Origin of the sequence: Alteraurantiacibacter buctensis, assembly GCF_009827655.1 — a bacterium.
Taxonomy (GTDB): Bacteria; Pseudomonadota; Alphaproteobacteria; order Sphingomonadales; family Sphingomonadaceae; genus Alteraurantiacibacter; species Alteraurantiacibacter buctensis.
Genome location: NZ_WTYV01000006.1, coordinates 1 through 23,983 on the forward strand (window position 1 = coordinate 1; position 23,983 = coordinate 23,983).

At 67.6% G+C, this 23,983-nt stretch carries 23 protein-coding genes and 1 pseudogene; 15 read left to right on the top strand and 9 right to left on the bottom strand.

Annotation, left to right across the window (positions count from 1 at the left end; genetic code table 11):
* From GRI99_RS13740 to GRI99_RS13755, 4 genes and pseudogenes are all read left to right on the top strand, one after another.
* A pseudogene (locus GRI99_RS13740) lies at window positions 1–672 on the top strand (hypothetical protein); the annotation flags it as partial.
* 55 nt (window positions 673–727) lie between these two features.
* Complete coding sequence (locus GRI99_RS13745; protein ID WP_160772639.1) at window positions 728–1,639, top strand: sulfite exporter TauE/SafE family protein; 912 nt, start codon at window positions 728–730, stop codon at window positions 1,637–1,639.
* Complete coding sequence (locus GRI99_RS13750) at window positions 1,636–2,421, top strand: TIGR02186 family protein (protein WP_160772640.1); 786 nt, start codon at window positions 1,636–1,638, stop codon at window positions 2,419–2,421. The genes GRI99_RS13745 and GRI99_RS13750 overlap by 4 nt, the downstream gene beginning before the upstream one ends.
* 99 nt (window positions 2,422–2,520) lie before the next feature.
* Window positions 2,521–4,173: an ATP-binding protein gene (locus tag GRI99_RS13755; RefSeq protein ID WP_160772641.1), complete on the top strand. Its 1,653-nt coding sequence runs from the start codon at window positions 2,521–2,523 to the stop codon at window positions 4,171–4,173.
* A gap of 126 nt (window positions 4,174–4,299) precedes the next feature.
* Here the strand turns inward: GRI99_RS13755 and GRI99_RS13760 are convergent, their stop codons facing one another.
* The 3 genes from GRI99_RS13760 to GRI99_RS13770 all read right to left on the bottom strand — a co-directional run bounded on the left by GRI99_RS13760 (window position 4,300) and on the right by GRI99_RS13770 (window position 9,324).
* On the bottom strand, window positions 4,300–5,697 hold the full coding sequence (locus GRI99_RS13760; RefSeq protein WP_439098443.1) for an MATE family efflux transporter: 1,398 nt from the start codon (window positions 5,695–5,697) through the stop codon (window positions 4,300–4,302).
* Window positions 5,698–5,780: 83 nt separating this feature from the next.
* Complete coding sequence (locus tag GRI99_RS13765) at window positions 5,781–6,515, bottom strand: radical SAM protein (protein ID WP_160772643.1); 735 nt, start codon at window positions 6,513–6,515, stop codon at window positions 5,781–5,783.
* A 1-nt stretch (window position 6,516) separates the two neighbouring features.
* Complete coding sequence (locus GRI99_RS13770) at window positions 6,517–9,324, bottom strand: valine--tRNA ligase (protein ID WP_160772644.1); 2,808 nt, start codon at window positions 9,322–9,324, stop codon at window positions 6,517–6,519.
* A 100-nt stretch (window positions 9,325–9,424) separates the two neighbouring features.
* On the opposite strand from GRI99_RS13770, the gene GRI99_RS13775 reads away from it, so the two are divergent.
* Genes GRI99_RS13775 through GRI99_RS13790 form a run of 4 tightly spaced genes read left to right on the top strand, consistent with a single transcriptional unit; the run spans window position 9,425 to window position 13,014 of the window.
* Complete coding sequence (locus GRI99_RS13775; RefSeq protein WP_160772645.1) at window positions 9,425–10,534, top strand: ABC transporter permease; 1,110 nt, start codon at window positions 9,425–9,427, stop codon at window positions 10,532–10,534.
* Window positions 10,531–11,448 carry an ABC transporter ATP-binding protein gene (locus GRI99_RS13780; RefSeq protein ID WP_160772646.1) on the top strand — a complete coding sequence of 306 codons (918 nt, stop codon included), beginning with the start codon at window positions 10,531–10,533 and terminating at the stop codon, window positions 11,446–11,448. Before GRI99_RS13775 ends, GRI99_RS13780 begins: the two co-directional genes overlap by 4 nt.
* Window positions 11,449–11,458: 10 nt before the next feature.
* On the top strand, window positions 11,459–12,406 hold the full coding sequence (locus tag GRI99_RS13785) for an MlaD family protein (protein ID WP_160772647.1): 948 nt from the start codon (window positions 11,459–11,461) through the stop codon (window positions 12,404–12,406).
* A 20-nt stretch (window positions 12,407–12,426) separates the two neighbouring features.
* Window positions 12,427–13,014, top strand: a complete 588-nt coding sequence (locus GRI99_RS13790; protein WP_160772648.1) for an ABC-type transport auxiliary lipoprotein family protein — start codon at window positions 12,427–12,429, stop codon at window positions 13,012–13,014.
* Here GRI99_RS13790 and GRI99_RS13795 read toward each other — a convergent pair.
* From GRI99_RS13795 to crcB, 6 genes are read right to left on the bottom strand one after another with little or no spacing between them, the layout of a single operon-like run.
* Window positions 13,011–13,706, bottom strand: a complete 696-nt coding sequence (locus GRI99_RS13795) for an ATP12 family protein (RefSeq protein WP_160772649.1) — start codon at window positions 13,704–13,706, stop codon at window positions 13,011–13,013. The two genes, GRI99_RS13790 and GRI99_RS13795, sit on opposite strands and share 4 nt — an antisense overlap.
* Entirely contained in the window at window positions 13,703–13,957 is a 255-nt protein-coding gene (locus GRI99_RS13800) for a hypothetical protein (RefSeq protein ID WP_160772650.1), read from the bottom strand. The genes GRI99_RS13795 and GRI99_RS13800 overlap by 4 nt, the downstream gene beginning before the upstream one ends.
* A complete protein-coding gene (locus tag GRI99_RS13805; protein ID WP_160772651.1) occupies window positions 13,938–14,603 on the bottom strand; it encodes an HAD-IA family hydrolase in 666 nt (221 codons plus the stop codon). The genes GRI99_RS13800 and GRI99_RS13805 overlap by 20 nt, the downstream gene beginning before the upstream one ends.
* Window positions 14,600–15,205 carry an FMN-binding negative transcriptional regulator gene (locus GRI99_RS13810; RefSeq protein ID WP_160772652.1) on the bottom strand — a complete coding sequence of 202 codons (606 nt, stop codon included), beginning with the start codon at window positions 15,203–15,205 and terminating at the stop codon, window positions 14,600–14,602. The genes GRI99_RS13805 and GRI99_RS13810 overlap by 4 nt, the downstream gene beginning before the upstream one ends.
* Before the next feature lie 3 nt (window positions 15,206–15,208).
* The gene (locus GRI99_RS13815) at window positions 15,209–16,513 is read right to left on the bottom strand and encodes an RluA family pseudouridine synthase (RefSeq protein WP_160772653.1); all 1,305 of its coding nucleotides are present in this window, start codon (window positions 16,511–16,513) and stop codon (window positions 15,209–15,211) included.
* The gene (crcB, locus tag GRI99_RS13820) at window positions 16,510–16,917 is read right to left on the bottom strand and encodes a fluoride efflux transporter CrcB (protein ID WP_160772654.1); all 408 of its coding nucleotides are present in this window, start codon (window positions 16,915–16,917) and stop codon (window positions 16,510–16,512) included. The genes GRI99_RS13815 and crcB overlap by 4 nt, the downstream gene beginning before the upstream one ends.
* A gap of 199 nt (window positions 16,918–17,116) precedes the next feature.
* Between crcB and rpsU the strand changes: the two genes are divergently transcribed.
* From rpsU to GRI99_RS13855, 7 genes are all read left to right on the top strand, one after another.
* A complete protein-coding gene (rpsU, locus tag GRI99_RS13825) occupies window positions 17,117–17,323 on the top strand; it encodes a 30S ribosomal protein S21 (protein WP_160772655.1) in 207 nt (68 codons plus the stop codon).
* 115 nt (window positions 17,324–17,438) lie between these two features.
* A complete protein-coding gene (locus GRI99_RS13830) occupies window positions 17,439–18,035 on the top strand; it encodes an FKBP-type peptidyl-prolyl cis-trans isomerase (protein WP_160772656.1) in 597 nt (198 codons plus the stop codon).
* Between the two features lie 3 nt (window positions 18,036–18,038).
* A complete protein-coding gene (locus GRI99_RS13835) occupies window positions 18,039–19,748 on the top strand; it encodes a DUF4153 domain-containing protein (RefSeq protein ID WP_160772657.1) in 1,710 nt (569 codons plus the stop codon).
* A gap of 48 nt (window positions 19,749–19,796) precedes the next feature.
* Window positions 19,797–20,099, top strand: coding sequence for an Asp-tRNA(Asn)/Glu-tRNA(Gln) amidotransferase subunit GatC (gene gatC, locus GRI99_RS13840; RefSeq protein WP_160772658.1), 303 nt, complete (start codon window positions 19,797–19,799; stop codon window positions 20,097–20,099).
* Window positions 20,099–21,583, top strand: coding sequence for an Asp-tRNA(Asn)/Glu-tRNA(Gln) amidotransferase subunit GatA (gatA, locus tag GRI99_RS13845; protein WP_160772659.1), 1,485 nt, complete (start codon window positions 20,099–20,101; stop codon window positions 21,581–21,583). Before gatC ends, gatA begins: the two co-directional genes overlap by 1 nt.
* Window positions 21,584–21,599: 16 nt before the next feature.
* Window positions 21,600–22,772: a glycosyltransferase family 4 protein gene (locus GRI99_RS13850; RefSeq protein ID WP_160772660.1), complete on the top strand. Its 1,173-nt coding sequence runs from the start codon at window positions 21,600–21,602 to the stop codon at window positions 22,770–22,772.
* A 33-nt stretch (window positions 22,773–22,805) separates the two neighbouring features.
* Window positions 22,806–23,945, top strand: a complete 1,140-nt coding sequence (locus GRI99_RS13855; RefSeq protein ID WP_160772661.1) for a glycosyltransferase family 4 protein — start codon at window positions 22,806–22,808, stop codon at window positions 23,943–23,945.
* The last annotated feature ends 38 nt before the right edge of the window (window positions 23,946–23,983 follow it).

The following is a 23,983-nucleotide window of genomic DNA, read 5'->3' on the forward strand; positions in this document are numbered from 1 at the left end:
TCTGCCGCGGCCCCGCGCCCGGCCAGCCGCTGGTCGGCCGATGGCTGGCTGCTGTGGCGCGACGATGCGACCACGCCGATCACGTCCGGCCAGCCCACCTATGGCCGCAGCCAGGCGGGGGCGGTGGCCCGTTATCGCCTGGCACCGGCCAGCGGCCATGCCCCGCAGGCCCACTTGCGCGTGGCGAGCGCGCTGCAGGGCACGCGCGAGCGCGAGGCGGCGCTGGGCCTCTCCGCCCGCCCGCTGGCCAATGTGCCGGTGCGCGTGGCGGCGGAGCTGCGCGCCAGCGAGCGGCTGACCGGCACCGGACTGCGCCCGGCTGCCTTCGCCGTGACCGAGCTTGCCCCGCAGGCCCTGCCGCTGGGTGCCAGCGCGGAAGCCTATGCCGCCGCCGGCTATGTCGGCGGGCGGGCGCGCACGGCCTTTGTCGACGGGCAGTTGCGGGTGGACCGCAGCGTGGCACGGCACGAGGATTTCGACCTGCGCGCCGGGGGCGGGGCCTGGGGCGGCGCGCAGCGCGGCAGCTCCCGGCTGGACGTGGGGCCCAGTGCCTCGCTCACCTTCGACCTAGGCGAGGCACGCGGGCGCGTGGCGGCCGACTATCGCATCCGCGTGGCGGGCGATGCACGCCCTGCCAGTGGCCCTGCGCTCACACTATCCGCCGGTTTTTGAGCTAATCCGCGCCCTTGCCTTTTCCGCTCAGGCGGGATGGGTTACGCCGTGCGGCATGGACGTGTACCTGCCCATTGCCAACCTGGCCGTGAACGGGCTGCTGATCGTGCTGCTGGGCGGCGCGACCGGCATCCTGTCGGGCATTTTCGGCGTGGGCGGCGGGTTCCTGACCACCCCCTTGCTGATCTTCTATGGCATCCCGCCAACGGTGGCCGCCGCCAGCGCCGCCAGCCAGGTGACCGGGGCCAGCGTGTCCGGCGTGATCGCGCAGAGCAAGCGCGGCGGGGTGGATTACCAGATGGGCGGGGTGACCGTGGCCGGCGGCCTGCTGGGCGCGCTGATCGGTGCCGGGCTGTTCAACCTGCTGAGCGCCTTTGGCCAGATCGACGTGGTGATCAATATCCTCTACGTGCTGATGCTCGGCTCGATCGGCGGGCTGATGGCGCGCGAGGCGCTGGTCTCGCTGGGCCGCAAGGGCGATGCGCCGCGCCGGGCCACCAAGCGGCGGCACCACCCGCTGATTGCCAGCCTGCCGCTGCGCTGGCGGTTCTACCGCTCGGGCCTCTACATCAGCCCGCTGGCCCCGCTGATCCTGGGCATGGTGGTGGGCATCCTGACCATGCTGATGGGCGTGGGCGGCGGTTTCATCCTGGTGCCGGCCATGCTCTATATCCTGGGGATGAGTGCGAACGTGGTCGTCGGCACCAGCCTGTTCAACATCCTGTTCGTGACCATGCTGACCACCATGATCCACGCGCTGACCACGCAGGCGGTGGATATCGTGCTGGCCGGGCTGCTGCTGCTGGGATCTGTCTCGGGCGCGCAGATCGGCACCCGCATAGCGCTGTCGGCCAAGCCCGAATACCTGCGCCTGGCGCTGGCGGCGATCGTGCTGCTGGTGGCGCTGCGGATGCTGATCGGCCTGGGGTTCGTGCCCGACGAGGTCTATACGGTGACGCCGTTATGAGGGGTCTGGCGACAAGGCTGGGGCTGGCCCTTCTGGCCCTGCTGACCCTGTGGCCTGCCACGGCGCAGGCGCAGGGGCGCGATCCCATCCTGGTGCCGGAGATCAGCCAGCACGAGGTGCAGGTGCGCCAGGGCTTCACCGGCGCGGAATTGCTGCTTTTCGGGGCGATCCTCGATCCCGATGGCAGGCGGGCGAGCGATGACTATGACATCGTGGTGATCTTGCGTGGCCCGGCCCAGGCGATCAGCGTGCGCGAGAAGCAGCGTTTCCTGGGGATCTGGATCAATGCCGAGGCGACCAGCTTCCGCTCGGTCCCCTCGTTCTTCGCCATCGCCAGTTCCGCCCCCGTGGCCGAGCTGGTGGACGAGCGAACGGCGGCGATCTACGAATTCGGCCTGCAATACCTGCAGCTCTCGCCCACCGGCGCTATCGACCCGCCGCAGTATGCCCGCTTCACGCAAGGGCTGGTGGACCTGCGCCAGCGTTCCGGCCTGTTCCAGCAGGACGAGGCGGGCGTGACGATGAGCGAGGGGGTGCTCTACCAGGCGCGCATCGCGCTGCCCTCCAACGTCACCGTGGGCCGCTATATCGCGGAAACCTTTGCCGTGCGCGACGGGCGGGTGATTGCCGCCGCCAGCACCCATGTGGAAGTGCGCAAGGAAGGGCTGGACCGCGTGGTGACCGAGCAGGCGGACGAAAATTCGTTCCTCTACGGCCTGCTGGCCGTGATGCTGTCGCTGGTCATGGGCTGGGCCGCGGGCCGCCTGTTCGCGCTGGTGTGAGGGCCGCCTTTCCCCGCTTATTGACGCGATCTTAACCTCGCCCGCCTAAGCCCGCAGCCACGCGCGACACGTGACAACAAGAGCGGATTGGCCAAGCAAATGAACCAGATGGCGAGCAAGAGCTTCGTATCGGAAGGCAGCCTGTACAACGCCAGCCAGCCGATCGGCATGGTGCTGGAAATCGCCGGTTCCGGCTCGCAGATCGCGATCGACCTGGAACGGCTGGCGCAGTGCGCGGAAGATACCGATCCCTCGATCGCGCTGGCGGGCCAGGTGGGCAGCCAGATCAAGATCAAGACCAAGGACGGCTGGTTGCTGGCCAGCGTACGCAACCAGCGGCAGGACCGCCGGGGCGACGGCAATGCCGTGCTGGCCAACATCGACTTCATGGGCGAGGGGCAGGAAGAGCGGCTGACCGGTAAGATCCACGGTTTCCGCCGCGGCGTCACCCGTTATCCCATCCCGGGCGCGCTGGTCTATCCCGCCACCACCGATGACCTGCGGCAGATCTATGCCAGCGACGGGCGCAGCGCGATCCAGGTGGGCACGGTCTATCCCACCACCGAGATCCGCGCCGGCATCTACATCGATGCCTTCCTGGGCAAGCATTTCGCGCTGCTTGGCTCCACCGGCACCGGCAAGTCGACCAGCGCGGCCCTGCTGCTGCACCGCATCTGCCAGGCAGCCCCGCAGGGCCATATCGTGATGATCGACCCGCACGGCGAATATTCCGCCGCGTTCCGCAATACCGGCACCATCTTTGACGTGTCGAACCTGCAGATGCCCTACTGGCTGATGAACTTCGAGGAGCACTGCGAGGTGCTGCTGCGGTCCACCGGCAACGACCTGCAGGAAGACAAGGACATCCTGGCCAAGTGCCTGCTGGCCGCGCGCTACAAGAACCGGCTGGCGCAGACGATGGGCAAGATCACCGTCGACAGCCCCATCCCCTATCTCATCTCCGACCTGACCAACATGCTGCAGGACGAGATGGGCAAGCTGGACAAGGCCACCACCAGCGCGCCCTATATGCGGATCAAGACCAAGATCGACGAACTGAAGGCCGATCCGCGCTACCAGTTCATGTTCTCCGGCATGCTGGTGGGCGATACCATGGCCACTTTCATCAGCCGCATCTTCCGCATGCCGGGCGATGGCAAGCCGATCTCCATCATCGACGTGTCGGGCGTACCGTCGGACATCACGTCGACCGTGGTTGCCGTGCTCAGCCGCATGGTGTTCGACTTCGCCATCTGGGGCCGCAACGAGAAGACCCGGCCGATCCTGCTGGTGTGCGAGGAAGCCCACCGCTACGTGCCCAACGAGAAGAACGCCGATGGCTCGTCCGTGGGCCGCATCCTCAGCCGCATCGCCAAGGAAGGGCGCAAGTACGGCATTTCGCTGGGCCTGATCACCCAGCGGCCAAGCGACCTGGCCGAAGGCGTGCTGTCGCAGTGCGGCACGATCATCTCGATGCGCCTCAACAACGATCGCGACCAGGCCTTCGTGAAGGCCGCCATGCCCGAAGGCGCGCGCGGCTTCCTCGATTCGATCCCCGCGCTGCGCAACCGCGAATGCATCATCTGCGGCGAGGGCGTGTCGATCCCGATCCGCGTGGCGTTCGACAACCTGGAAGAAGCGAAGCGCCCCGCTTCGGAAGACCCCAGCTTCGTCGACCTGTGGAGCGAGTGCGGCGGCGAGGAAGAGCAGGTGGAACGCGTGGTCCAGCGCTGGCGCAGCCAGGGAAGCTGATTTGCTTTCCGCCCGCCCATCCGGGCGTGCGGTCCTCGCTATGCGGGCAGGCAAGCTGCCCGCAGGTGCCGCGCAACGAAGTGGAGCGAATAGCACCAAGGACGAGCGCGCGGATGGGCGCTCGCCTCAGAGATCAGGCTGGAACCGGCCGGCCGGCTGCCCGTCCGCGTGGGCCTGCTCCATCGCTTCCTCCGGCGTTTCCGCCTGCCCGCCGCCCAGCCAGTCGGTATAGCGATAGGCCCACCAGGCCAGCAGCAGCGCAGCCGCCGCCGAGACCGGGAAGCTCCACCAGATCGCATCGGCCCCCAGCCAACCATAGGTGGCATAGTAGAATCCCAGGCGCACGGGGTAGAGTGATACGGCCAGGATCAGCAGCGGCATCCACACCGCGCCCGCCGCGCGCATCACCGCGGTCAGCACCATCATCACGCCGAAGATGATGAAGTTCCATCCGGCCAGCATCTGGATGTGCCGCGCCATGTCCACCGCCGGGCTGTCAGGCCCCAGGAACAGCACCAGCGCCGGCCGGTCGAAGGCCAGCAGCAGGCCGGTGATCGCGCCGGTCATCAGGAAATTCACCCACACCCCGGCGCGGGTCAGCTGGCCCAGCCCGTCCCACTTCTTCGCGCCGATATACTGCGCGGCAATGGCGGAAACCGCCCCGCCGATGGCCATGGCCGGCATCTGGATATAAGTGAACAGCTGCATGGCCGCGCCATAGGCGGCGGTCATCAGCGTGCCCTCGCGGTTGACCAGCCCCACCACGATGATGCCCGACGCGCTCATGATCAGCATCTGCGCGCCCATCGGCACACCCTTGCTGACGATATAGCCCAGCTCCTCGCGCACGGGCTTGAGGTAGGCCAGCTCGGCCCCCCGCAGGCGCAGCGGCAGGTCCCTGGCATAAATATAGGCCAGCATGCCGAAGAAGCTGACCACGTTGGCGATCACCGTGGCCAGCGCCGATCCGGTGATGCCCAGCGCGGGAATGGGGCCATAGCCGGCGATCAGCACGGGGTTCAGGCCCACGTCCAGCACCACGGTGACGATCATGAAGATCAGCGGGGTGCGCGCATCGCCCGCGCCGCGCAGGCTCATGGACAGCATCACACCCACCATGCCCAGCGGCATCGAGACGAACAGCATCCTGAGGTAATCCAGCGCGAGGCGATAGACGTCGTCCGGCGTCCCCAGCAGCCGCAGCAGGGCGGGGGTGGCGATAAAGCCGATCACCGCGATCACCACCATCAGCGCAAAGCAGAAACCCACCGCCGTGCCCATCGTGCGCCGCGCGCCATCAAGGTCCCGCGCGCCGAACCGCTGGCCGATCTTGACCGTGCCGGCCATGCCGAAGCCGAACACGGCGCTGGCCATCAGGAACATGATGATATTGGCATTGGCCGTGGCGGCCAGCGCTTCCTCGCCGATCAGGCGGCCCACCCAGATCGAATTGATCGTGCCGTTCAATGACTGGAGCACGTTGGCCAGTAGCGTGGGCACGCTGAACAGGAGCAGCGTGGGCATGATCGGCCCCTGCGTCAGGTCACCCTTGAACGGGCCGCGCTTTGGAGGAGCCTTTGTGGACGTCTCTGGGGCCGTTTCGCCAGTCATGTACCGCGCGTGTCCCCATATAGGTGAATATGCAGCCGGTCGCTTAGCCGGAAACCGTGCTCAAGGCATAGGGGGGCCAGCCACTTTTCCTTAGAGTGCAAAGTATCGCTGTCGGTTCCCTCGGCCATCAGGAACACGCGGGCGGGATCGAAGGAATGGGTGCGGGCGAGGGCCAGCACTTCGGCCACGTCCTGCGGCTGGCCGATCACGAACTTCAGGAAGGCCCGCGGATCGGCGGCCCAGCGGTCCAGCAGGCGGGGGACCAGCGCCAGATCGGCCGGATTGCCGCTGTGGGCCAGCTTGGGGCTGACGTTGTACTGGTGGACCAGTGCATCCACCCGGGCGGGCGGCTCCACCGTGCCGTTGGTCTCGATCTCGATAGCCATGTCCGGCAGCAGGGCCACCAGATCGGCCAGCTTGCCCCTCTGCAACAGCGGCTCGCCCCCGGTGATGACGAGCCGGTTCTGGCCAAGGGCAAGGATGCGCCGGGCCACTTCAGCCACCGGCAGAGTGACCTGGTTGGCCTTGCGGTCAAAGGTTTCGCCGCCCCGGTGCGGGCGATTGTCGCCAGTAAAGTGCCAGGTGTAGGGCGTGTCGCACCAGCGGCACGCCAGGTTGCAGCGCGACAGGCGCATGAAAGCCACCGGCCGGCCCTGCGACGGACCTTCGCCCTGCAGGCTGGCGAACACTTCCGGCCCGCCGCTATCGTCTGTGGCGAGGGTGAGGGTCACCTCACCCCAGCCGCGCCAGCGCCGCCGTCAACCGCTCGACTTCCGCCGCGTGGTGAGCGTGATCGGCGCGAGCCTTGTCGACCGCTTCGGGCTTGGCCTTTTCGACGAAGGCGGCGTTGTTCAGGCGGCCTTCGAGCGATTTTGCCTCCTTGGCTGACACTTCCAGCGCCTTCTGCAACCGCGCCTTCTCGGCGGCGATGTCGATCACGCCTTCCAGCGGCACCACGAAGGTATCGCCGCCGGCCGTTACCTGCATGGCCGCCCCGGCGGGAGCCTCGCCCATGGTGATGGGGGAGAGGCGCGCCAGCCGTTCGATCGCCGCGCCGCTGCTGGCGATCACCCGCGCGCCCAGAGGAGAGGGGCTGGCGCAGAAGACCGGCAGCTTCTCGCCCGGGGAAATCCCCAGTTCGTTGCGCGCGGCGCGGGTGGCGGTGGTCAGCGCGATCAGCCAGTCGATCGCATCCGTCGCCTCCTTGCTCACCTGCGCCTGCGGATCGACCCACGATCCCACGATCAGGTCATGCGGATGGCCGCGTGAATGCCACAGCTCTTCGGTGATGAAGGGCATGAAGGGGTGCAGCATCACCAGGATCTGGTCCAGCGCCCAGCCGGCCACGGCGCGGGTTTCCTGCGCCTCGTACGCGCTGGCATCGCCTTGCAGCACCGGCTTGATCAGTTCCAGGTACCAGTCGCAGAACTGGTCCCACACGAAGTGGTACACGGCATTGGCGGCGGCATCGAAACGCAGGTCGGCCAGCGCCTTGTCCAGCGCCTGCGCGGTCTGTGCCAGTTCGCCGATGATCCACTGGTTGGCAGCAAGGGTGGCCTTGGGGGCGGCCACGTGGCGCGACAGGCCGATGCCGTTGGCCTGGCAGAAGCGCGCCGCGTTCCACAGCTTGGTGGCGAAGTTGCGATAGCCCTCCACCCGCTTCTCATCCATCTTGATGTCGCGGCCCTGGCTTTCCATCGCCGCCATGAAGAAGCGCAGCGCATCGGCCCCGTACCTGTCGATCAGGCCCAGCGGATCGACCACGTTGCCCTTGGACTTGGACATCTTCTGCCCGTCCGGCGCGCGCACCAGCCCGTGCAGGTAAAGGCGCGGCCAGGGGTTCTGCCCTGTCATCGCCTGGCCCATCATCATCATCCGCGCATCCCAGAAGAACAGGATGTCGAACCCGGAAACGAGCAGGTTGTTGGGATAGTGCTTGGCCAGCAGGTCGGTGTTGTCCGGCCAGCCCAGCGTGGCGAAGGGCCACAGGGCGGAGGAGAACCAGGTGTCGAGCACGTCCTCGTCACGGTAGAGCGCATACTGGCCGCGCATGTCAGTCTTGGTCATGCGCTTCTCAAGCGCACCCAGAGAGTCACACATGACGACAACTGTGCCAGGTTTCGCGACCTGGTGTGACGCTTCCATCTCATTCTCGGCGACGACTACGCCGAGCTGGCTCAGCGTGCCATCCGCTTCGACCCGCACGTGATACCAAGCCGGAATCCGGTGCCCCCACCACAACTGGCGGCTCACACACCACGGCTGGATGTTTTCCATCCAGTTGAAGAAAGTCTTCTCCCAGGTCTTGGGCACGATCTCCACCGCGCCGCTGCGCACGGCTTCCAGCGGAGCCTGTGCCAACGCGGCGGCGTTGACATACCACTGGTCGGTCAGCCACGGCTCGATCACCACGCCGCCCCGGTCGCCATAGGGGGTCTGGATCGTGCGGGGCTCGGCATCGTGCTCCACCCGCTCGCCGTCCTTTTCCACCACGTGCGGGATCAGGTGGCCGCTGGCCTTCAGCTCAGCCACCACGGCGGCGCGGGCATCGAAGCGGTCCAGCCCCACGAAGCGGTCGGGGATCAACCCGTCCGCCGTCTGGCACACGGAGGCATCGGCATCGAGCATGTTGAGCATGTCGGCGGCAGCGATCCCGGCGCGGCGGCCCACCTCGAAGTCGTTGAAATCGTGGCCCGGGGTGATCTTCACCGCGCCGCTGCCCAGTTCGGGATCGGCATGCTCGTCCGCCACGATGGGGATGCGGCGGCCGGTGATCGGCAGCACCACGTACTTGCCGATGACCGACTGGTAGCGCTGGTCTTCCGGGTTCACCGCCACGGCCATGTCGGCCAGCATGGTCTCGGGCCGCGTGGTGGCGACCTCGATATAGTCCTGCCCGTTATCGAGCGTCACGCCATCGGCCAGCGGATATCGGAAGTGCCAGAAGTGGCCCTTCACCTCGCGGGTTTCCACCTCAAGGTCGGAAATCGCGGTCTTCAGCTTGGGGTCCCAGTTCACCAGCCGCTTGTCGCGGTAGATCAGGCCCTTGTTGTAGAGGTCCACGAACACCTTCAGCACGGCGCGGGTGAAGTGCGGGTCCATAGTGAACTGTTCGCGGCTCCAGTCCATCGAACAGCCCAGGCGGCGCAGCTGGCGGGTGATCTGGCCGCCGCTCTCTTCCTTCCATTCCCACACCTTGGCCACGAAATCCTCGCGGCTGTAGTTGGTGCGCTTGTCCTGCTTCGCCTCAAGCTGGCGTTCCACCACCATTTGCGTGGCGATGCCGGCATGGTCGGTGCCCACCACCCACAGGGCATCTTTGCCCCGCAGCCGCTCGTACCGGATCACAATGTCCTGCAAAGTGTTGTCCAGCGCATGACCGATATGCAGCGATCCCGTCACGTTGGGCGGCGGGTTGACGATGGTGAAGGGTTCGGCATCCGGGCGGTGGGGGCGGAAACAGCCGTTGGCTTCCCAGTGGGCATACCATTTCGCCTCGATGGCGGCGGGGTCGAAGGTCTTGTCAAGTTCGCGTGTCATGGCAGCGCGGCCTTTGCCAGCGGGGCGGGGCGAGGGCAAGGAGCCATCGAAATGTCCTGCCTTGCCGCGGCCTTAGTTTGCCAGCATACCGCAGCCAGTCATGCGTAAGTGGGCAACGTACACATTGGAGGAGCGCGCCGGCGGCACCGCAGTGGTGCTCGACGGCCCGATGCTCGTGTCCACCGTGGGCCGCATCGATGGCGATCTGCGGGCGCTGGATTCCGGTGTGACCGCGATCGACCTCACCGCCGTGCCGCGCATCGATACCGTGGGGGCCTGGCTTGTCTATCGCCTGGCGCAGCAGCACGGCGCGCAGGTGCAGGGTGCTACCCGGCAGGCCGAAGTGCTGCTGGAAGCCGTGGCCGGCAGCGCCAGCGAGGCCGACATTGCCCCCCGGCGTGACTGGTTCTTCCGCCGCGTGCCCGAGGAAGTGGGTGACAAGGTGTTCGCCGCGCTGGACGGGGTCCGCAACAACCTTGGCTTCATGGGGGCGATCATCATCGCCGTCGGCTCGGTGCTGCGCCATCCGCGCCGCTTCCCCTTGCGCGCGCTGGTGCACCAGATGGAACTGGTGGGCGTGACCAGCCTGCCGATCATCGGGTTGATGAGCTTCCTGATCGGCATCGTCATCGCCCAGCAGGGCGCGGTGCAACTGGCCCAGTTCGGGGCCGAGACGCTGACCGTGAACCTGGTGGGCCGCATAACCTTGCGCGAACTGGGCGTGCTGATGACCGCGATCATGGTCGCCGGCCGGTCCGGCAGCGCCTTTGCCGCGCAGATCGGCACGATGAAGCTGACCGAGGAAATTGACGCCATGCGCACCATCGGCGTTTCGCCGGTGGAGGTGCTGGTGCTGCCGCGCCTGCTGGCGGCGGTGCTGATGATGCCGCTGCTGGGCTTCTATGCCGCCTGCATGGCGATCATCGGCGGCGCGGTGATCGCCGACCTGACGCTGGGCATCCCTTTCCTCACCTTCCTGTCGCGCATCCAGGAAGTGGTGCCGATGTATGACCTGTATGTGGGCCTGGTGAAAGCGCCGGTGTTTGGCCTGATCATCGCGCTCGCGGGCTGCTATCAGGGCATGCAGGTTTCCGGCAATGCCGAGGAAGTTGGCACCCGCACCACCAAGGCGGTGGTGCAGGCGATCTTCATGGCCATCGTGCTCGATGCCTTCTTTGCGGTGTTCTTCACCGAGATCGGTTGGGGATGAGCGAGAACCAGCCCCTGCCGCCCGACGATGACGAGGACCTGCCGTTCCCGCTGGACGACGATGACGACGCGGCTGCGCCCGAGGAACTGCCGACTGACGACTTCCCGATTGAGATCGAGGGCTTGACCAACAGCTTCGGCGAGCAGGTTATCCACGAAGACCTGAGCCTGAAGGTCCGCCGGGGCGAGATCCTGGGCGTGGTGGGCGGATCGGGCACCGGCAAGAGCGTGCTGATGCGGTCCATCATCGGTCTGCAAATCCCCGAACACGGCTGCATCAAGGTGTTCGGCCGCGACATCACCGCGGCGGAAGACGATAGCGAGATCAAGATCCGCTATCGCTGGGGCGTGCTGTTCCAGGGCGGGGCGCTGTTTTCCACCCTGACCGTGGGTGAAAACGTGCAGGTTCCGCTGAAGCAGTATTATCCGGAATTATCGGCCGAGCTGCTCGACGAGATCGCCCGCTATAAGGTGGTCATGTCGGGCCTGCCGGAGGAAGCGGCCAGCAAGTTTCCCAGCGAACTGTCGGGCGGCATGAAGAAGCGCGCCGGCCTGGCCCGGGCCCTGGCGCTGGACCCGGAACTGCTGTTCCTGGACGAGCCGACCGCCGGGCTGGACCCGATCGGCGCGGCCATGTTCGACGAGCTGCTGCGCGAGCTGACCGATACCCTGGGCCTGACCGTGTTCCTGATCACTCACGATCTCGACACGCTCTATGCCATCTGCGACCGGGTGGCCGTTCTGGCGGACAAACACGTGGTGGCCGTGGGCACGATCCCCGAGCTGCTGGAAACCGACCACCCGTGGATCCAGGAGTATTTCAACGGCCCGCGTGCCCGCGCCGCGCTGTCGGCCAAGGAACGCCATGCGAAAGCGGGCGTTGCAGTGGACAAGCCGGGCAAAGCGGGGGCATAGCGGGGGGCAGATGGAAACACGCGCAAACCATGTCTGGGTCGGGGTTGTCACCCTGCTGCTGCTGGCCGCGCTGGCGGGCTTCTTCGTGTGGCTGGCGCGCCTGGGCAATGCCGACCAGAAGGAATACGACGTGTTCTTCCAGCAATCGGTGGGCGGCCTGGCCAAGGGCTCGGGCGTGGCCTTTTCCGGGGTGCCGGTGGGCCAGGTGACCGATATCGAACTGTGGCCGCGCGACCCCGACTATGTGCGGGTGCGCATCCGGGTGGAGGAGGACGTGCCGATCCTGGTGGGCACCGTCGCCTCGATAAGCTTCAGTTTTACCGGCGTTTCCACCCTCAACCTGGACGGCGCGAGGCGCGGTGCCCAGCCAATCACCTGCGAGACGACCGACTGTCCCGAAGGCGTGCCGGTAATCCCGACGGCGGGTGGCGCTCTGGACGAGATCCTGTCCAGCGCCCCGCTGCTGCTGGAACGGCTGGCCACGCTGACCGACCGGCTGACCCGCGTGCTGGATGATGACAACCAGGCCTCCATCGCCGGCATCCTGCGCAACACCGATGCGATCAGCCGCGAACTGGCCAATGCCTCGCCCGAAGTGCGCCGCACAATGGCCGAACTGCAGGTGACGCTGGCCCAGTCAACCCAGACGCTGGCTGCCTTCCAGCGCACGCTGGACAGCACCAACGCCCTGCTGGACGAGGAAGGCCGCCCGCTGGCCACAGACATGCGGGCCACGCTGGCTTCCGCGCGTGAAGCCGCCGCCGCGCTGAAGCGGACGTTGGCCAATGTCGAGCCGGTCACGCGCGAACTGTCGGAAGAGACGCTGCCCGCCGCGCAGGCGACGATGCAGGACCTGCGCCGCACCAGTGCCGCGCTGCGCGCCGTTACCGAGAAGCTGGAAACCGATGGCGCGGGCTCGCTGCTCGGCTCCGCGCCGCTGCCGGAGTATGAGCCGTGAGCCGGAAGGAAACCACCATCATGCGCAGCAGGCTCCTCCTTTGCTCCCTTGGCGCGCTGGCGCTGGGCGGCTGCGTCAGCATCGGCGGTGGCGGCGATCCGCCCGACCAGTTGCTGACCCTGACTAGCAGCGTCATGGCCCCGGCCGGTGCGGCGCAGCAGGGCACGATGGCCGCAGCCCTGGCGGTTACCGAACCCAGCGTGCCGCAGCAGCTCAACAACACCCGCGTGCCGGTGCGCGTGAACGGCACGGCACTGGCCTATCTGAAGGACGCCGTATGGGTGGAGCGCCCTGCGCGCCTGTTCCAGAACGTGGTCAGCGAAACCATCCGCTCGCGCGGCAACCGGCTGGTCGTGGGCGGGGGCGAGCTGGACTATGCCGCCCAGACCCAGCTCGGCGGTGAACTGGCGGCGATGGACTATGACGCCACCGCCCAGGCCGTGGTGGTCCGCTATGACGCGGTGCTGCGCCTGCCCGGCGGCGAGATTCGCACCCGCCGCTTCGAAAGCCGCGTAACCGGCGTGCTGCCAGATGCGCTGTCGGTCGCGCCCGCACTCAACCAGGCGGCGAACGAAGTGGCGGCACAGGTGGCGGACTGGGTGGGCTAGGCCCGCACTGCTACGGCAAATTCAGCTGCACGGGTGAAGGCCGCCAGCCGCCTGTCGCGCCGTTCCTGCGCTTCCCAGTCCTGGCCCCACAGCTCGGCCTGCCAGTCCTCCTCGGCATGGGCGGCGGCATAGAGCGCGACCGAATCGGCACCGGCCTCCAGCGCGGCGAGGCCGGTTATCAGCGAGGCGGATATAGTCGTAAGCGTTTCCAGCGCGGCCAGGGTGAAGGGGTCCAGCCGTTCCACATGGGCTTGCAGCGCAGCCAGCGTTGCGGCCTTCTGCGGGCGGTGCATCACGCCTGACACGCGCACGAAGCTGATCCGCAGCCGTTCTTCGGCCGCCGTCACCAGCGGTTCCCACAGGGCGCGCTGGCGCTGGTAGAGCGGCTCGTCCGGATCGGCGCGATAGCACAAGGTATCGGTCTCGGCATAACGCAGCAGCTTGGCCACCACGTCCGCCGGGTCCGCCGTCACCACGTCCAGCGCATAGTCGGCCATGTCGCGGTGGGCAAAGCGGGTGGGGTCAACCTCCTCCGGCTGGTCGCGCCATTCGGCAGCCAGCATTTCGGCCAATGCCTCGCTCGGCACCACCTGCGGCGTGCCACCTTGCGTCTTCACCCGCCGGGCATCGAGCTGCACCTGCCAGCCGCCATCGGCCGGGGCGACCGTCACATCCTTCCAGAAGCGTTTCACGGGCGCGGCGGGCCTTCCAGATCGCCGCGCTCGCTGCTGCGCCACACCCGCGCGAGCACGGCGGGGGCAACGAAAGCCTCCACCAGGCCCAGCGCGATGAGGACATAGGCGGCCACATCGGGCAGGTCGATCGCGCCGCGCACGATGGCGATGCCCATCAGCACCATCACCACGCCGGTCACGCGCATGGCATTGATGGCCAGGAAGCGGCCCTTGGCGCGCTGGTCGTCGTCAGGTCGCGGTTGTTGCATGGATCAGGTCCTCCAGTTCGGCAGCGGTCGCGGCCACGGCAGATGCGCCGGCGGCCAGCAGTTCGTGGGCTTCATGATAGCCCCAGGCAACGCCGATGGCACGCACTCCGGCGGCGCGGGCGGCTTCCATGTCATAAACGGTATCGCCCACCATCACGGCGTCGGCGGTATCCGTGCCGGTTTCCGCCAGCGCCGCCAGCAGCATGGCCGGGTGCGGCTTGGACGGGTGCCGGTCGGCGGTTTGCAGGCTGGCGAAACAGGCCAACAGGCCGTGGGTGGCCAGGGTGGACCGGGTGCCCCGGTCGCTCTTGCCGGTGGCGACCGCCAGATCCCAGCCGCGGGCATGCAGCGAACGGACCAGCTCGCCCATGCCGGGAAACAGCGGCTCGTGCAGCGATCCGTCCAGCCGCGCGGCGCGGAAGGCGCTCTTGTAGGCGTCGACCGCATGGGCCAGCGTTGCCGCATCGGCCGCAGGCGCCAGCCGCGCCACGGCCTGCGGCAGGCTGAGGCCGACGATGCGGCGCACCTGGTGCGGATCGGGCGCGGGCAGGCTGCTTTCCGCAAAGGCCAGGTCCATCGCGCGGCACACGGCGGCCTGCCCGTCGGTCAGCGTGCCATCGCAGTCGAAGATGACCAGCCGGGTCATTGCGCAAGGGTCCGCATCAGGCTGGCGAGCGCGGCATTGCCCTGCATTTCCAGCCCCAGCGCCACCCGCTCGCGATCCTCGGCGCCCTTGTTCTGGCTCAGCTTCAGGGTGGGCCGCCAGGCCTGCACCTCAAGCGAAAAGCCGGTGATCGCCCGCAGCATTGCGCTGACCTTGTCGGGCGGGGTCCTGGCCAGCGTCCACGGCTCGCCGCCGGTGGTCACGCGCGCCTCGTGCTGGGCGCCGATTGTGTCGAGCTGGACGCGCAATGCGGCCTCGTCGATCTGGCGCACCGTCCCTTCCAGCTCCAGCGCCACGTAGTTCCAGGTGGGTACCTGCGTGGGATCGCCATACCAGCGCGGCGAGACGTAGCCGTCCGGCCCGTTGACCACCACCAGCGCGGTGCTGCCGGGCAGGTGGCGGGTGAGCGCGTTGCCGTTCGCCAGGTGGAACTGAACCAGCCCGTCACCGTCCCACACCAGCGGCACGTGGGCCACGCGCGGGCCATCGGGCGTGGCCAGAAACACCATGCCGAAGGCGACTTCGGTGATCAGTGCTTCCAGCAGCGCCCGGTCATCGGAACGGAAGGCGGAGTTGGGGTGCATGGATCAGCGGGGCTTGCGCGGTCCCGTGCGGGGCTTGGCGGCAGGGGGCCGTGCTGCGGCAGGCTTGCGAGCAGCGGGTTTGGCCGGACCGGCCTTTGGTCCGGCCTTGGCGCCACCCCTGGGACCGGCGCCCTTGGCCGGAGCCCGCGTTGCGGGGGCCTTCCTGTCATCCTTCACGCCCACCGGTGCCTTGCCTGTGCGTGACCCGCCTTCGGCCCGGCCCTTGCGTTCGCCCCGGCGGCCCTTGCGGTATTGCTTGGCGTGGGCCTTGGCCACCTGCTTGCGATCCTCCTTCGTCAGGGGAGGGCGGCCTTTGTCAGGCTCGGCATCGCTGGCGTGCTCGTCGAAACCAAGCTGCACCATGCTGGCGGCGAAGTGTTCGGGCAAGTCGGCGGAGACATCCAGCGTCTCGCCGTCGGGCTCCTCGATCACCAGGCGGCGGGCGTGCAGGTGCATCTTGCGGCTGATGCTGCCGGTCAGGAAGGCATCCGGCCCGCCATATTTGCCGTCACCCACGATCGGGTGGCCGATGGCGGCCATGTGCACGCGCAACTGGTGGGTGCGGCCGGTCAGCGGCTGCAGTTCCACCCAGGATGCGCTGTTGCCCGCCTTGTCGACCACGCGATACAGGGTGCGCGCGGTCTGCCCACCCTCCACGTCCACGTGCATCTTCTCGCCGCCGGAACCCGGCTGCTTGGCAATCGGCGCGTCGATCGTGCCCTGCTTCACATCGGGCACGCCCACCACCAGCGCCCAGTAGACCTTCTTGGCGCTGCGGCCGGAAAAGCGCTTGGAGTAGAAGGCCGCGCTGCCCGGGCTGCGCGCCACCAGCAGCACGCCGCTGGTATCCTTGTCCAGCCGGTGGACCAGGCGGGGGCGCGGCTCGCCCTCGTCGGCATAGGCATCCAGCAGGCCATCCACGTGGCTGCTGGTCTTGGTGCCCCCTTGCGTGGCCAGACCCGGCGGCTTGTTGAGCACCAGCGCGCTGCGGGTGCGGGTGATCAGCATGGCCTCGGCCTGGGCCTCTTCCTCGGGAGTCAGTGCGCGGCGTTTCGGCGCGGCCCTGCCCTTTGCCTCGTCCCCGCCCGGCGGCACGCGCAGGGTCTGGCCGGTGGCCAGGCGATCCTCGGGCTTCACCCGCTTGCCGTCCACCCGGATCTGCCCGGTGCGCGCCCAGCGTGACACGGTGGCAAAGCCAACCTGCGGCAGGTGGCGCTTGAACCAACGGTCCACCCGCACGCCGTCATCGTCGGCGCGCACGGTGAACTGGCGCACGCCCGCGTCGGGCCTGGTTGGGTCGAAGCTCATGCGCCGATCCGTGCCACGGTGATGCCGAAGACCAGGCCCGATACGCCCAGGCCCACGCTGATCAGGGCATAGATGGCCGCCAGCCCCACCTGGCCGCGCTGGATCAGCATGGCCGTTTCCAGGCTGAAGGCGGAAAAGGTGGTGAAGCCGCCCAGCAGGCCCACGCCCAGCAGCAGGCGCCAGTGATCGGTCTCGCCCCCCATGCGCAGCAGGAAGCCGGCCAGCAGGCCCATCAGCAGGCTGCCCAGGGTGTTGACCGCCAGGGTGGCAAAGGGAAACACGCTGACGGCCTGCGGGCCCAGCCACCAGGTCATCAGGCGGCCCATCTGGTAACGGGCGACGGAACCCGCCGCGCCGCCAAGGGCGACATAGGCGGTTGCGGCAAGGGGCGGGGTGATGCTCATGCCCCAAGCCAATAGGTTACGGGCCGAAAAGCGGCAACCCGCCCGCTTGCCATTACTCGCGATTTCGCCTAGGGCGCGCCGCAGCAGACCGGACCCTTCGGGGATTCGGCCCTATTTTCGTTGATTCTTGGATGGTGCATCCCGCGCCGATCTCTCGCGGGCTCTGGCCATTTGAACTGGCAAAGGTGGTATCGGTTTTATGCAGATCGTCGTTCGCGATAACAATGTTGAGCAGGCCCTGCGCGCTCTGAAGAAGAAGCTGCAGCGGGAAGGCGTCTATCGCGAGATGAAGCTGCGTCGCCACTACGAGAAGCCGAGTGAAAAGCGCGCCCGTGAAAAGGCCGCCGCTGTCCGCCGCGCCCGCAAGATGGAGCGCAAGCGGATGGAGCGGGACGGCTCGAAGTAAGCCGCTGCCCGCAAGGCGCGCTTGCACCTTGCGAAAAGACAAGCCAAACGGGCGTGGAGAGGCTTCAGGGCTCCCACGCCCGTTTCGTATTCAGACCTGACAGGATCCAAGCCACATGGCCGAAGTAACCCGCGTTCCGCTGCAGCCCACCGACAAGGGCTCGCTCATCAAGTTCTTCCTTGGCGTGATCGTCGGCGCGGCGCTGGCCGGTGCTGTCGCCTGGTACATTGCCCGGCCCGCCTCGGTGGACGTGGAAACGATCACCGCCGGCACGGGTGAAAACCCCAAGGAAGACAGCGCCGTGTTCGTCGATTACGTCGGCAAGCTGGACGATGGCACGGTGTTCGACCAGTCGCCCCCGCGCGGTGACATTCCGGAACAGATCGCCGACCTGATTCCGCAGGGCTCCTACATGGAACTGGCCGGCGTGGTCCCCGGCTTCCGCGAGGCGCTGTTGCAGATGCAGAAGGGTGGGCGCTACACCGTGCACATCCCGGCGGAACTGGCCTATGGTGCCAACCCGCCCGCCGGCTCGCCCGTGCCGCCGAACGCCGACCTGACCTTCGAGGTGACGCTGCACGAGATCATGTCGCCCCAGCAGGTGCAGGAGCGGCTGGCCCAGATCAATGCCATCACCAGCCAGATGGCTCCGCCCGAAGGTGCCGAAGGCGGTGCCGAGGGCGCTGCTCCGGCTCCGGCTCCGGCCGAATAAGCCATGACCGCTGAAGGGGCAGCGGCGGACAATCTTCCAGGTGCCGGGCTCCCGGCAACACCGCTGGAAGACTGGTCGCCGCGCCCCTGGCTGCTGGCAGGGCTGGGCGCGCTTGCCGCGCTGTTCGTGCACCTGCTGGTCGATGATTTCGATCCTGACGCCGCCCGGTCTGCCGGTGCGGCGTTTTTCGTGTTCGGGAGCCTGAGCTTCGCGCTGACGCTGGGGCCGGGCCGGTTGCGCGATTCGGCGCTGTTCTCCGGCGGCCTTGGCATCGTGATGGCGGGCTTGGCCTGGCACTGGGTGCGGGCCAAGGACAGCGCTGCGGGTGAGGAATTCGCCTTTGCCGCCGCCGTCTTTGCCAGCGCCATTGCTGTGCCGCTGTTCCAGGCCGATTTCCACCGTACACGTTTTGCCACCAGTTACCGGCTCACCCACTTCCACGTGTGGACCGATGCCATCACCGGTGCGGGTGCCATCGCTTTCACGGGCCTATCGTGGCTGCTGTTGGTGCTCCTTGACCAGTTATTGCAACTGGTAGGCATCACAGCGATCGACTGGCTGTTCGATCAGGAGTGGTTCGGCTGGGTTTGGACCGGCGGGGCCTTTGGCGCGGCGCTGGGGGTGCTGCGCAACAACCTGAAAGTGATCGGCAGCCTGCAACACGTGGTGCTGCTGGTGCTCAGCCTGCTGGCCGTGCCGCTGGCGCTGGCCCTGCTGGTGTTCCTGGTCGCCTTGCTGGCGTCGGGCGGGCAGGCCCTTTGGAACGCCACCGATGCCGCCACCCCGGTGCTGCTGGCCTGCGCGGTGGGTTGCTTCGTGCTGGCCAATGCCATCGTGCGCGATGGCGAGGATGCGATATCCGGCAATACGGTCATGCGGCTGACGGCGATCATTCTGGCGGCAGGCGTGCTGCCATTGGCGGTGTTTGCTGCCGTGTCGATGGGCTTGCGGATAGGCCAGCACGGACTGACACCGGAACGCATCTGGGCGATAATCGCGGTGGGCGTGGCAGTGGCCTATGGGCTGGCCTACGTGGCGGGCATGATCCGCGGCAAGCGCGCCGGATGGGCGGGGCAGGTGCGGCAGGCAAACCTCTACCTTGCTGCAGGTACCTGCGTATTGGCTCTGCTGCTGGCCCTGCCGCTGGTGGATTTCGGCGCGATTTCAGCGCGTAGCCAGGTCGCGCGGCTGGATGCGGGCGAGGTGAGCCCGGACGATTTCGATTACACCGCGCTCAGGTGGGATTTCGGCGATGCCGGACGGCGGGCGCTGGACCGGCTGGCGCAGCGCGATGGCCTGGTGGGCGAAAAGGCGACGCTGGCCAAGGCGCAGACGTCGCGCCCCTATGACTGGGACAGGGATCTGGCGCAGGATGGCTTTACCGGCACGGTGCGCGTGCAGCCCGCCAATCCCGCCCTGCAGGCGCGGGTTGAGGCGCTGCTGAATGCCGAACCGTGGCGCTGTTCGGTCTATTGCGTGGCGCTGGACCTGGGCGCGCAGGCCGATGGCGGCCGGCAGATCGCACTGGTGCAGGGCTATGGCTATGAGCAATTGACCCTGCCCGCAGATCCCGCCAGCCCCGCCGCCCCGCCCGCCCCCGAGGTAGCCCCGGCGGCCGTGCCGCTGAACGAGCAATCGCGCGTGGAAGTGCGCGAGGAGACGGTGCGCTATATTTACATCGACGGTAAGAAGCTGGGCCAGCCGCTGCCTTAGCTGCTTCCCCCGCTTGAAGCCTACGGCATGGCTCGCTAGGGCGTTCCCATGTCCGTAACCCGAGAAGAAGTGGCCAAGATTGCCGCGCTGGCGCGCATCAAGGTGGACGAGCACGATCTCGACCGCATGGTGCCCGAATTCAACAACCTGCTCGCCTGGGTAGAGCAGCTGGGTGAGGTCGATACCTCGGCCGTGGAGCCCATGACGGCGGTGATCCCGCAAAAGCTGCGCCTGCGGGCCGACGTGGTGGATGCCGATCCGCTGACCGGCGGCGGCAAGCGCGATGCCGTGCTGGCCAACGCTCCCGTGGCCGAACACGGCTTTTTCGGCGTGCCCAAGGTGATCGAATAATGACCAGTCTGACCGACCTTGGCGTGAAGGCCCTGCGCGATGGCGTGGCTGCCGGCCAGTTCTCCGCCGTGGAAGTGGCCGAGGCGTTCAACGCCGCCGTGGCCGAAGCCGCGCAGCTCAACGCCTTCATCGTCACCACCCCCGATGCCGCGCTGGATGCTGCAAGGGCGGTGGACGCAGACCGCGCCGCCGGCAAGCCGCTGGGCAAGATGGCCGGCGTGCCGATCGGCATGAAGGACCTGTTCGCTACCAAAGGCGTGCAGACCACCGCCGCCAGCCACATCCTGGAAGGCTTCACCCCGCAGTACGAAAGCACCGTCAGCCAGAAGCTGTGGGATGCCGGGGCAGGGATGCTGGGCAAGCTGAACCTTGACCAGTTCGCCATGGGCTCGTCGAACGAGACGAGCTATTTCGGCAACGTCATCAGCCCGTGGCGCAGGAACGACGGCGGCAATGCGCCGCTGGCCCCCGGCGGCTCCTCGGGCGGTTCATCCGCCGCCATCGCCGCGCGGTTGTGCCCGGCGGCCACCGGCACCGACACCGGCGGATCGATCCGCCAGCCCGCAGCCTTCACCGGTATTTCCGGCATCAAGCCCACCTATGGCCGGTGCAGCCGCTGGGGCATCGTCGCTTTTGCCAGCTCGCTCGATCAGGCAGGCCCCATGGCCCGCTCGGTGGAAGACTGCGCCATCATGCTGGAAGCGATGGCGGGGTTCGATCCCAAGGATTCGACCAGCCTGGACCTGCCGGTGCCGGACTGGAGCGCCGCCCTCAACGCCGACCTGCGCGGCAAGAAGGTCGGTATCCCGCGCGAATACCGGATGGACGGGACCGACCCTGAAATCCTCGCCAGCTGGGACGCTGGCATCGCCTGGCTGAAGGATGCCGGGGCCGAGGTGGTGGAGGTGAGCCTGCCGCATACCAAGTATGCGCTGCCGGCCTACTACATCGTCGCCCCTGCCGAGGCATCCAGCAACCTCGCCCGCTATGACGGGGTGCGCTATGGCCTGCGTGACCTGCCGGACGGGGCCGGTTTACAGGACATGTATGCCGCCACCCGCGCTGCCGGGTTCGGGCCGGAAGTGAAGCGCCGCATCATGCTGGGCACCTATGTGCTGTCTGCGGGCTTCTATGATGCCTATTACACCCAGGCGATGAAGCTGCGCACGCTGATCCAGCGGGACTTCACGGAAGCGTTCAAGACCTGCGACGTGATCCTTGCGCCCACCACGCCCACCGCCGCCTTTGCCCTTGGCGAGAAGACCGAAGACCCGCTGGCCATGTACCTGAACGACGTGTTCTCGGTGCCCGCCAGCCTTGCGGGCCTGCCCGCCATGAGCGTGCCCGCCGGCCTCAACAAGGATGGCCTGCCGCTGGGCCTGCAGATCATCGGCCCTGCCTTCGATGAACAGGGCGTGCTCAACGCCGGCCTGGCCATCGAACAGCGCGCCGGCTTCACGGCCAAGCCGGAGAAGTGGTGGTAGCAATCTGACGGGGGTCTTGGGGGCCCGGGGGGACAGCATCAGGGTAGCGATCATCGCCAGCGGCGATCCGCAGGACCAGCGATACTGGTCCGGCCTTGGCATCTCGATGGTGCGGGCCCTCGAGCGGCATTTCGAGCTGGTCCATGTGGAGCGATGCCCCTGGCCGCGCTGGCACCCGCTGCTGGTGCGCCTGGTGCTGAAGCTGACCGGCGGCCGCCGCGATATCGGCTGGTACGCCCCCTATACCCGCCTGGCCACGCTGGCCATGCGCCGCCGCCTGGCTCGGGCGAACCCGGACCTGGTCTTTGCCCTCAGCGCGGGCGAGCTGATCCTGGCGCTGGGAGAGGACTTTCGCGTGGTCAACGTGGCCGATGCCACCGGGCCGCTGCTGACCGCCTACTATCCGGCATACGCTGCCATGGCCCCTTCCCGGAGGCAGGCGATCAATGCCGGCTCGCTACTGGGCGTGCGCCGGGCGTTGCTGTCGATTTTCCCGTCTGCCTGGGCCTGCGAGGCAACCAGGTCAGCATGTGGCCTTGGGTCCGACGAGGTGGTGGAAGCTCCCTTCGGGGCAAACCTGGATGCCGGCCCCATCCCGCGCGCCCGTGTGCTTGACGGCCCCTTGCGGCTGTTGTTCGTGGGCTATGACTGGCAGCGCAAGGGCGGCGATCTGGTCAGCGGTGCGGTGCGCCAGCTGGTGGCGGAAGGCCTTCCCGTCAGACTGGACGTGGTCGGCTGCAACCGGCCCGCCAGCGAGTCCCCCAGCCCGGCCATCCGTTTTCATGGCCGCATCGACAAGGCGCAGGCCGATCAGCGCGTGCTGTTGCAGCAGTTGTACGGTGATGCCCACCTGTTCGTCATGCCCACCCGGGCCGAGGCCTTCGGCGTGGTCTTTGCCGAAGCGGCGGCGCACGGAGTGCCCAGCATTGCCCTGCGGACCGGCGGGGTGCCCTCGGCCGTGCGCCACGGGGAAACCGGCTGGCTGCTGGAGCCCGATGCCGGCGTTGCCGATCTGGTTGCGGCTATTCGCTGGATCATCAACAACCCTACGCTCTGCGCCACGTTCTCCGCCAATGCCATGGCCGATGCTGCAAGTCGGCTGAATTGGGATACCTGGGGGCGGCAGGTGGCGCTGGCGGTGCAGCGGAGGCTGGATCATGGCAAGGACCGGGTGGCAAGCCATGGTTGACCCGGCGGGATATGTCCGGCCGGAGGGGGGGCGATGACGATCCGGGCAGCAGTCATTGCCAGCGGCGATCCGCGCGATGTGCGCTGCTGGTCCGGGCTTTGTGTTTCGATGGTGCGGGCCCTGGAAGACCACTTTGCCCTGGTCCACGTCGAGCGGCAACCTTGGCCACGCTGGCATCCGTTGCTGGTCCGCGCAGTGCTGAAGCTGACCGGAGGACACTGCGACATCGGCTGGTTCGCACCCTACACCCGCCTTGCCGTATGGGCCATGCGCAGGCGCCTGAAACGGGCAAAACCGGACCTGATCTTTGCCCTGAGTGCCGGGGAACTGATCCTGGCCCTGGGCGATGAATTCCGGATTGTGAACATTGCCGGGGCCACCGGCCCGTTGCTGACAGACTATTACCCCGAATACATCGGCATGCAGCCGTCGCGCCAGTACACGATAGAACGGGGATCGCTGGACAGCGTGCGAAGCTCGGTGCTTTCGATCTTCCCGTCTGCCTGGGCCTGCGAGGCAACCAGGTCAGAATGCAGCCTTGGCACGCACCAGGTGGTGGAGATTGCCTACGGGGCAAACCTGGATGCCGGCCGCGAGGCCCGCGCCCGCGTGCTCGATGGCCCCCTGCGCCTGCTGTTCGTGGGCTATGACTGGCAGCGCAAGGGGGGCGACCTGGTGAGCGGCGCGGTGCGCCTGCTGCTGGCCGATGGGGTGGCGGTCAGCCTGGACGTGGTCGGCTGCCAGCGCCCGCCCGACGAGCCGCCGCAGCCTGCCATCCGCTTCCACGGCCGGCTCGACAAGCGCTGCCCGGACCAGCGGGCGCTGTTGCAGCAGTTGTATGCGCAGGCCCATCTCTTCACCATGCCTACGCGCGCGGAAGCCTTCGGCGTGGTCTTTGCCGAGGCCGCCGCCCACGGCCTGCCGTCGCTTGCCCTGCAAACCGGCGGGGTGCCATCGGTGGTGCGGCACGGAGAAACCGGCTGGCTGCTCGATCCCGCCTGCACTGCGGCGGACCTGGCAGCGGCCATTCGCCACATTGCGGGTGATCCCGCGTTCTATAGCCGCCTGTCAGAGGGCGCCTTGGCCGATGCAACCGGACGGCTCAACTGGGACCACTGGGGGCAGCAGGTGGCCGGGGCCGTCCATGCGCGGCTGGCGGGCAACACGGGATAGGTGGAACCGGACCGGTACCGGTCTGTTCTGTCTCCACC

What these genes read in the sequence shown, in the direction of transcription:
- GRI99_RS13835 (WP_160772657.1), top strand. Translation starts at nt 18,039, where the DNA reads ATGACCGCTGAAGGGGCAGCGGCGGACAATCTTCCAGGTGCCGGGCTC.
- gatC (WP_160772658.1), top strand. Translation starts at nt 19,797, where the DNA reads ATGTCCGTAACCCGAGAAGAAGTGGCCAAGATTGCCGCGCTGGCGCGC.
- GRI99_RS13745 (WP_160772639.1), top strand. Translation starts at nt 728, where the DNA reads ATGGACGTGTACCTGCCCATTGCCAACCTGGCCGTGAACGGGCTGCTG.
- GRI99_RS13770 (WP_160772644.1), bottom strand. Translation starts at nt 9,324, where the DNA reads ATGACACGCGAACTTGACAAGACCTTCGACCCCGCCGCCATCGAGGCG.
- GRI99_RS13815 (WP_160772653.1), bottom strand. Translation starts at nt 16,513, where the DNA reads ATGAGCTTCGACCCAACCAGGCCCGACGCGGGCGTGCGCCAGTTCACC.
- gatA (WP_160772659.1), top strand. Translation starts at nt 20,099, where the DNA reads ATGACCAGTCTGACCGACCTTGGCGTGAAGGCCCTGCGCGATGGCGTG.
- GRI99_RS13785 (WP_160772647.1), top strand. Translation starts at nt 11,459, where the DNA reads ATGGAAACACGCGCAAACCATGTCTGGGTCGGGGTTGTCACCCTGCTG.
- GRI99_RS13750 (WP_160772640.1), top strand. Translation starts at nt 1,636, where the DNA reads ATGAGGGGTCTGGCGACAAGGCTGGGGCTGGCCCTTCTGGCCCTGCTG.
- GRI99_RS13775 (WP_160772645.1), top strand. Translation starts at nt 9,425, where the DNA reads ATGCGTAAGTGGGCAACGTACACATTGGAGGAGCGCGCCGGCGGCACC.
- rpsU (WP_160772655.1), top strand. Translation starts at nt 17,117, where the DNA reads ATGCAGATCGTCGTTCGCGATAACAATGTTGAGCAGGCCCTGCGCGCT.
- GRI99_RS13800 (WP_160772650.1), bottom strand. Translation starts at nt 13,957, where the DNA reads ATGCAACAACCGCGACCTGACGACGACCAGCGCGCCAAGGGCCGCTTC.
- GRI99_RS13855 (WP_160772661.1), top strand. Translation starts at nt 22,806, where the DNA reads ATGACGATCCGGGCAGCAGTCATTGCCAGCGGCGATCCGCGCGATGTG.
- GRI99_RS13790 (WP_160772648.1), top strand. Translation starts at nt 12,427, where the DNA reads ATGCGCAGCAGGCTCCTCCTTTGCTCCCTTGGCGCGCTGGCGCTGGGC.
- GRI99_RS13760 (WP_439098443.1), bottom strand. Translation starts at nt 5,697, where the DNA reads ATGCCCACGCTGCTCCTGTTCAGCGTGCCCACGCTACTGGCCAACGTG.
- GRI99_RS13810 (WP_160772652.1), bottom strand. Translation starts at nt 15,205, where the DNA reads ATGCACCCCAACTCCGCCTTCCGTTCCGATGACCGGGCGCTGCTGGAA.
- GRI99_RS13755 (WP_160772641.1), top strand. Translation starts at nt 2,521, where the DNA reads ATGAACCAGATGGCGAGCAAGAGCTTCGTATCGGAAGGCAGCCTGTAC.
- GRI99_RS13805 (WP_160772651.1), bottom strand. Translation starts at nt 14,603, where the DNA reads ATGACCCGGCTGGTCATCTTCGACTGCGATGGCACGCTGACCGACGGG.
- GRI99_RS13780 (WP_160772646.1), top strand. Translation starts at nt 10,531, where the DNA reads ATGAGCGAGAACCAGCCCCTGCCGCCCGACGATGACGAGGACCTGCCG.
- GRI99_RS13830 (WP_160772656.1), top strand. Translation starts at nt 17,439, where the DNA reads ATGGCCGAAGTAACCCGCGTTCCGCTGCAGCCCACCGACAAGGGCTCG.
- crcB (WP_160772654.1), bottom strand. Translation starts at nt 16,917, where the DNA reads ATGAGCATCACCCCGCCCCTTGCCGCAACCGCCTATGTCGCCCTTGGC.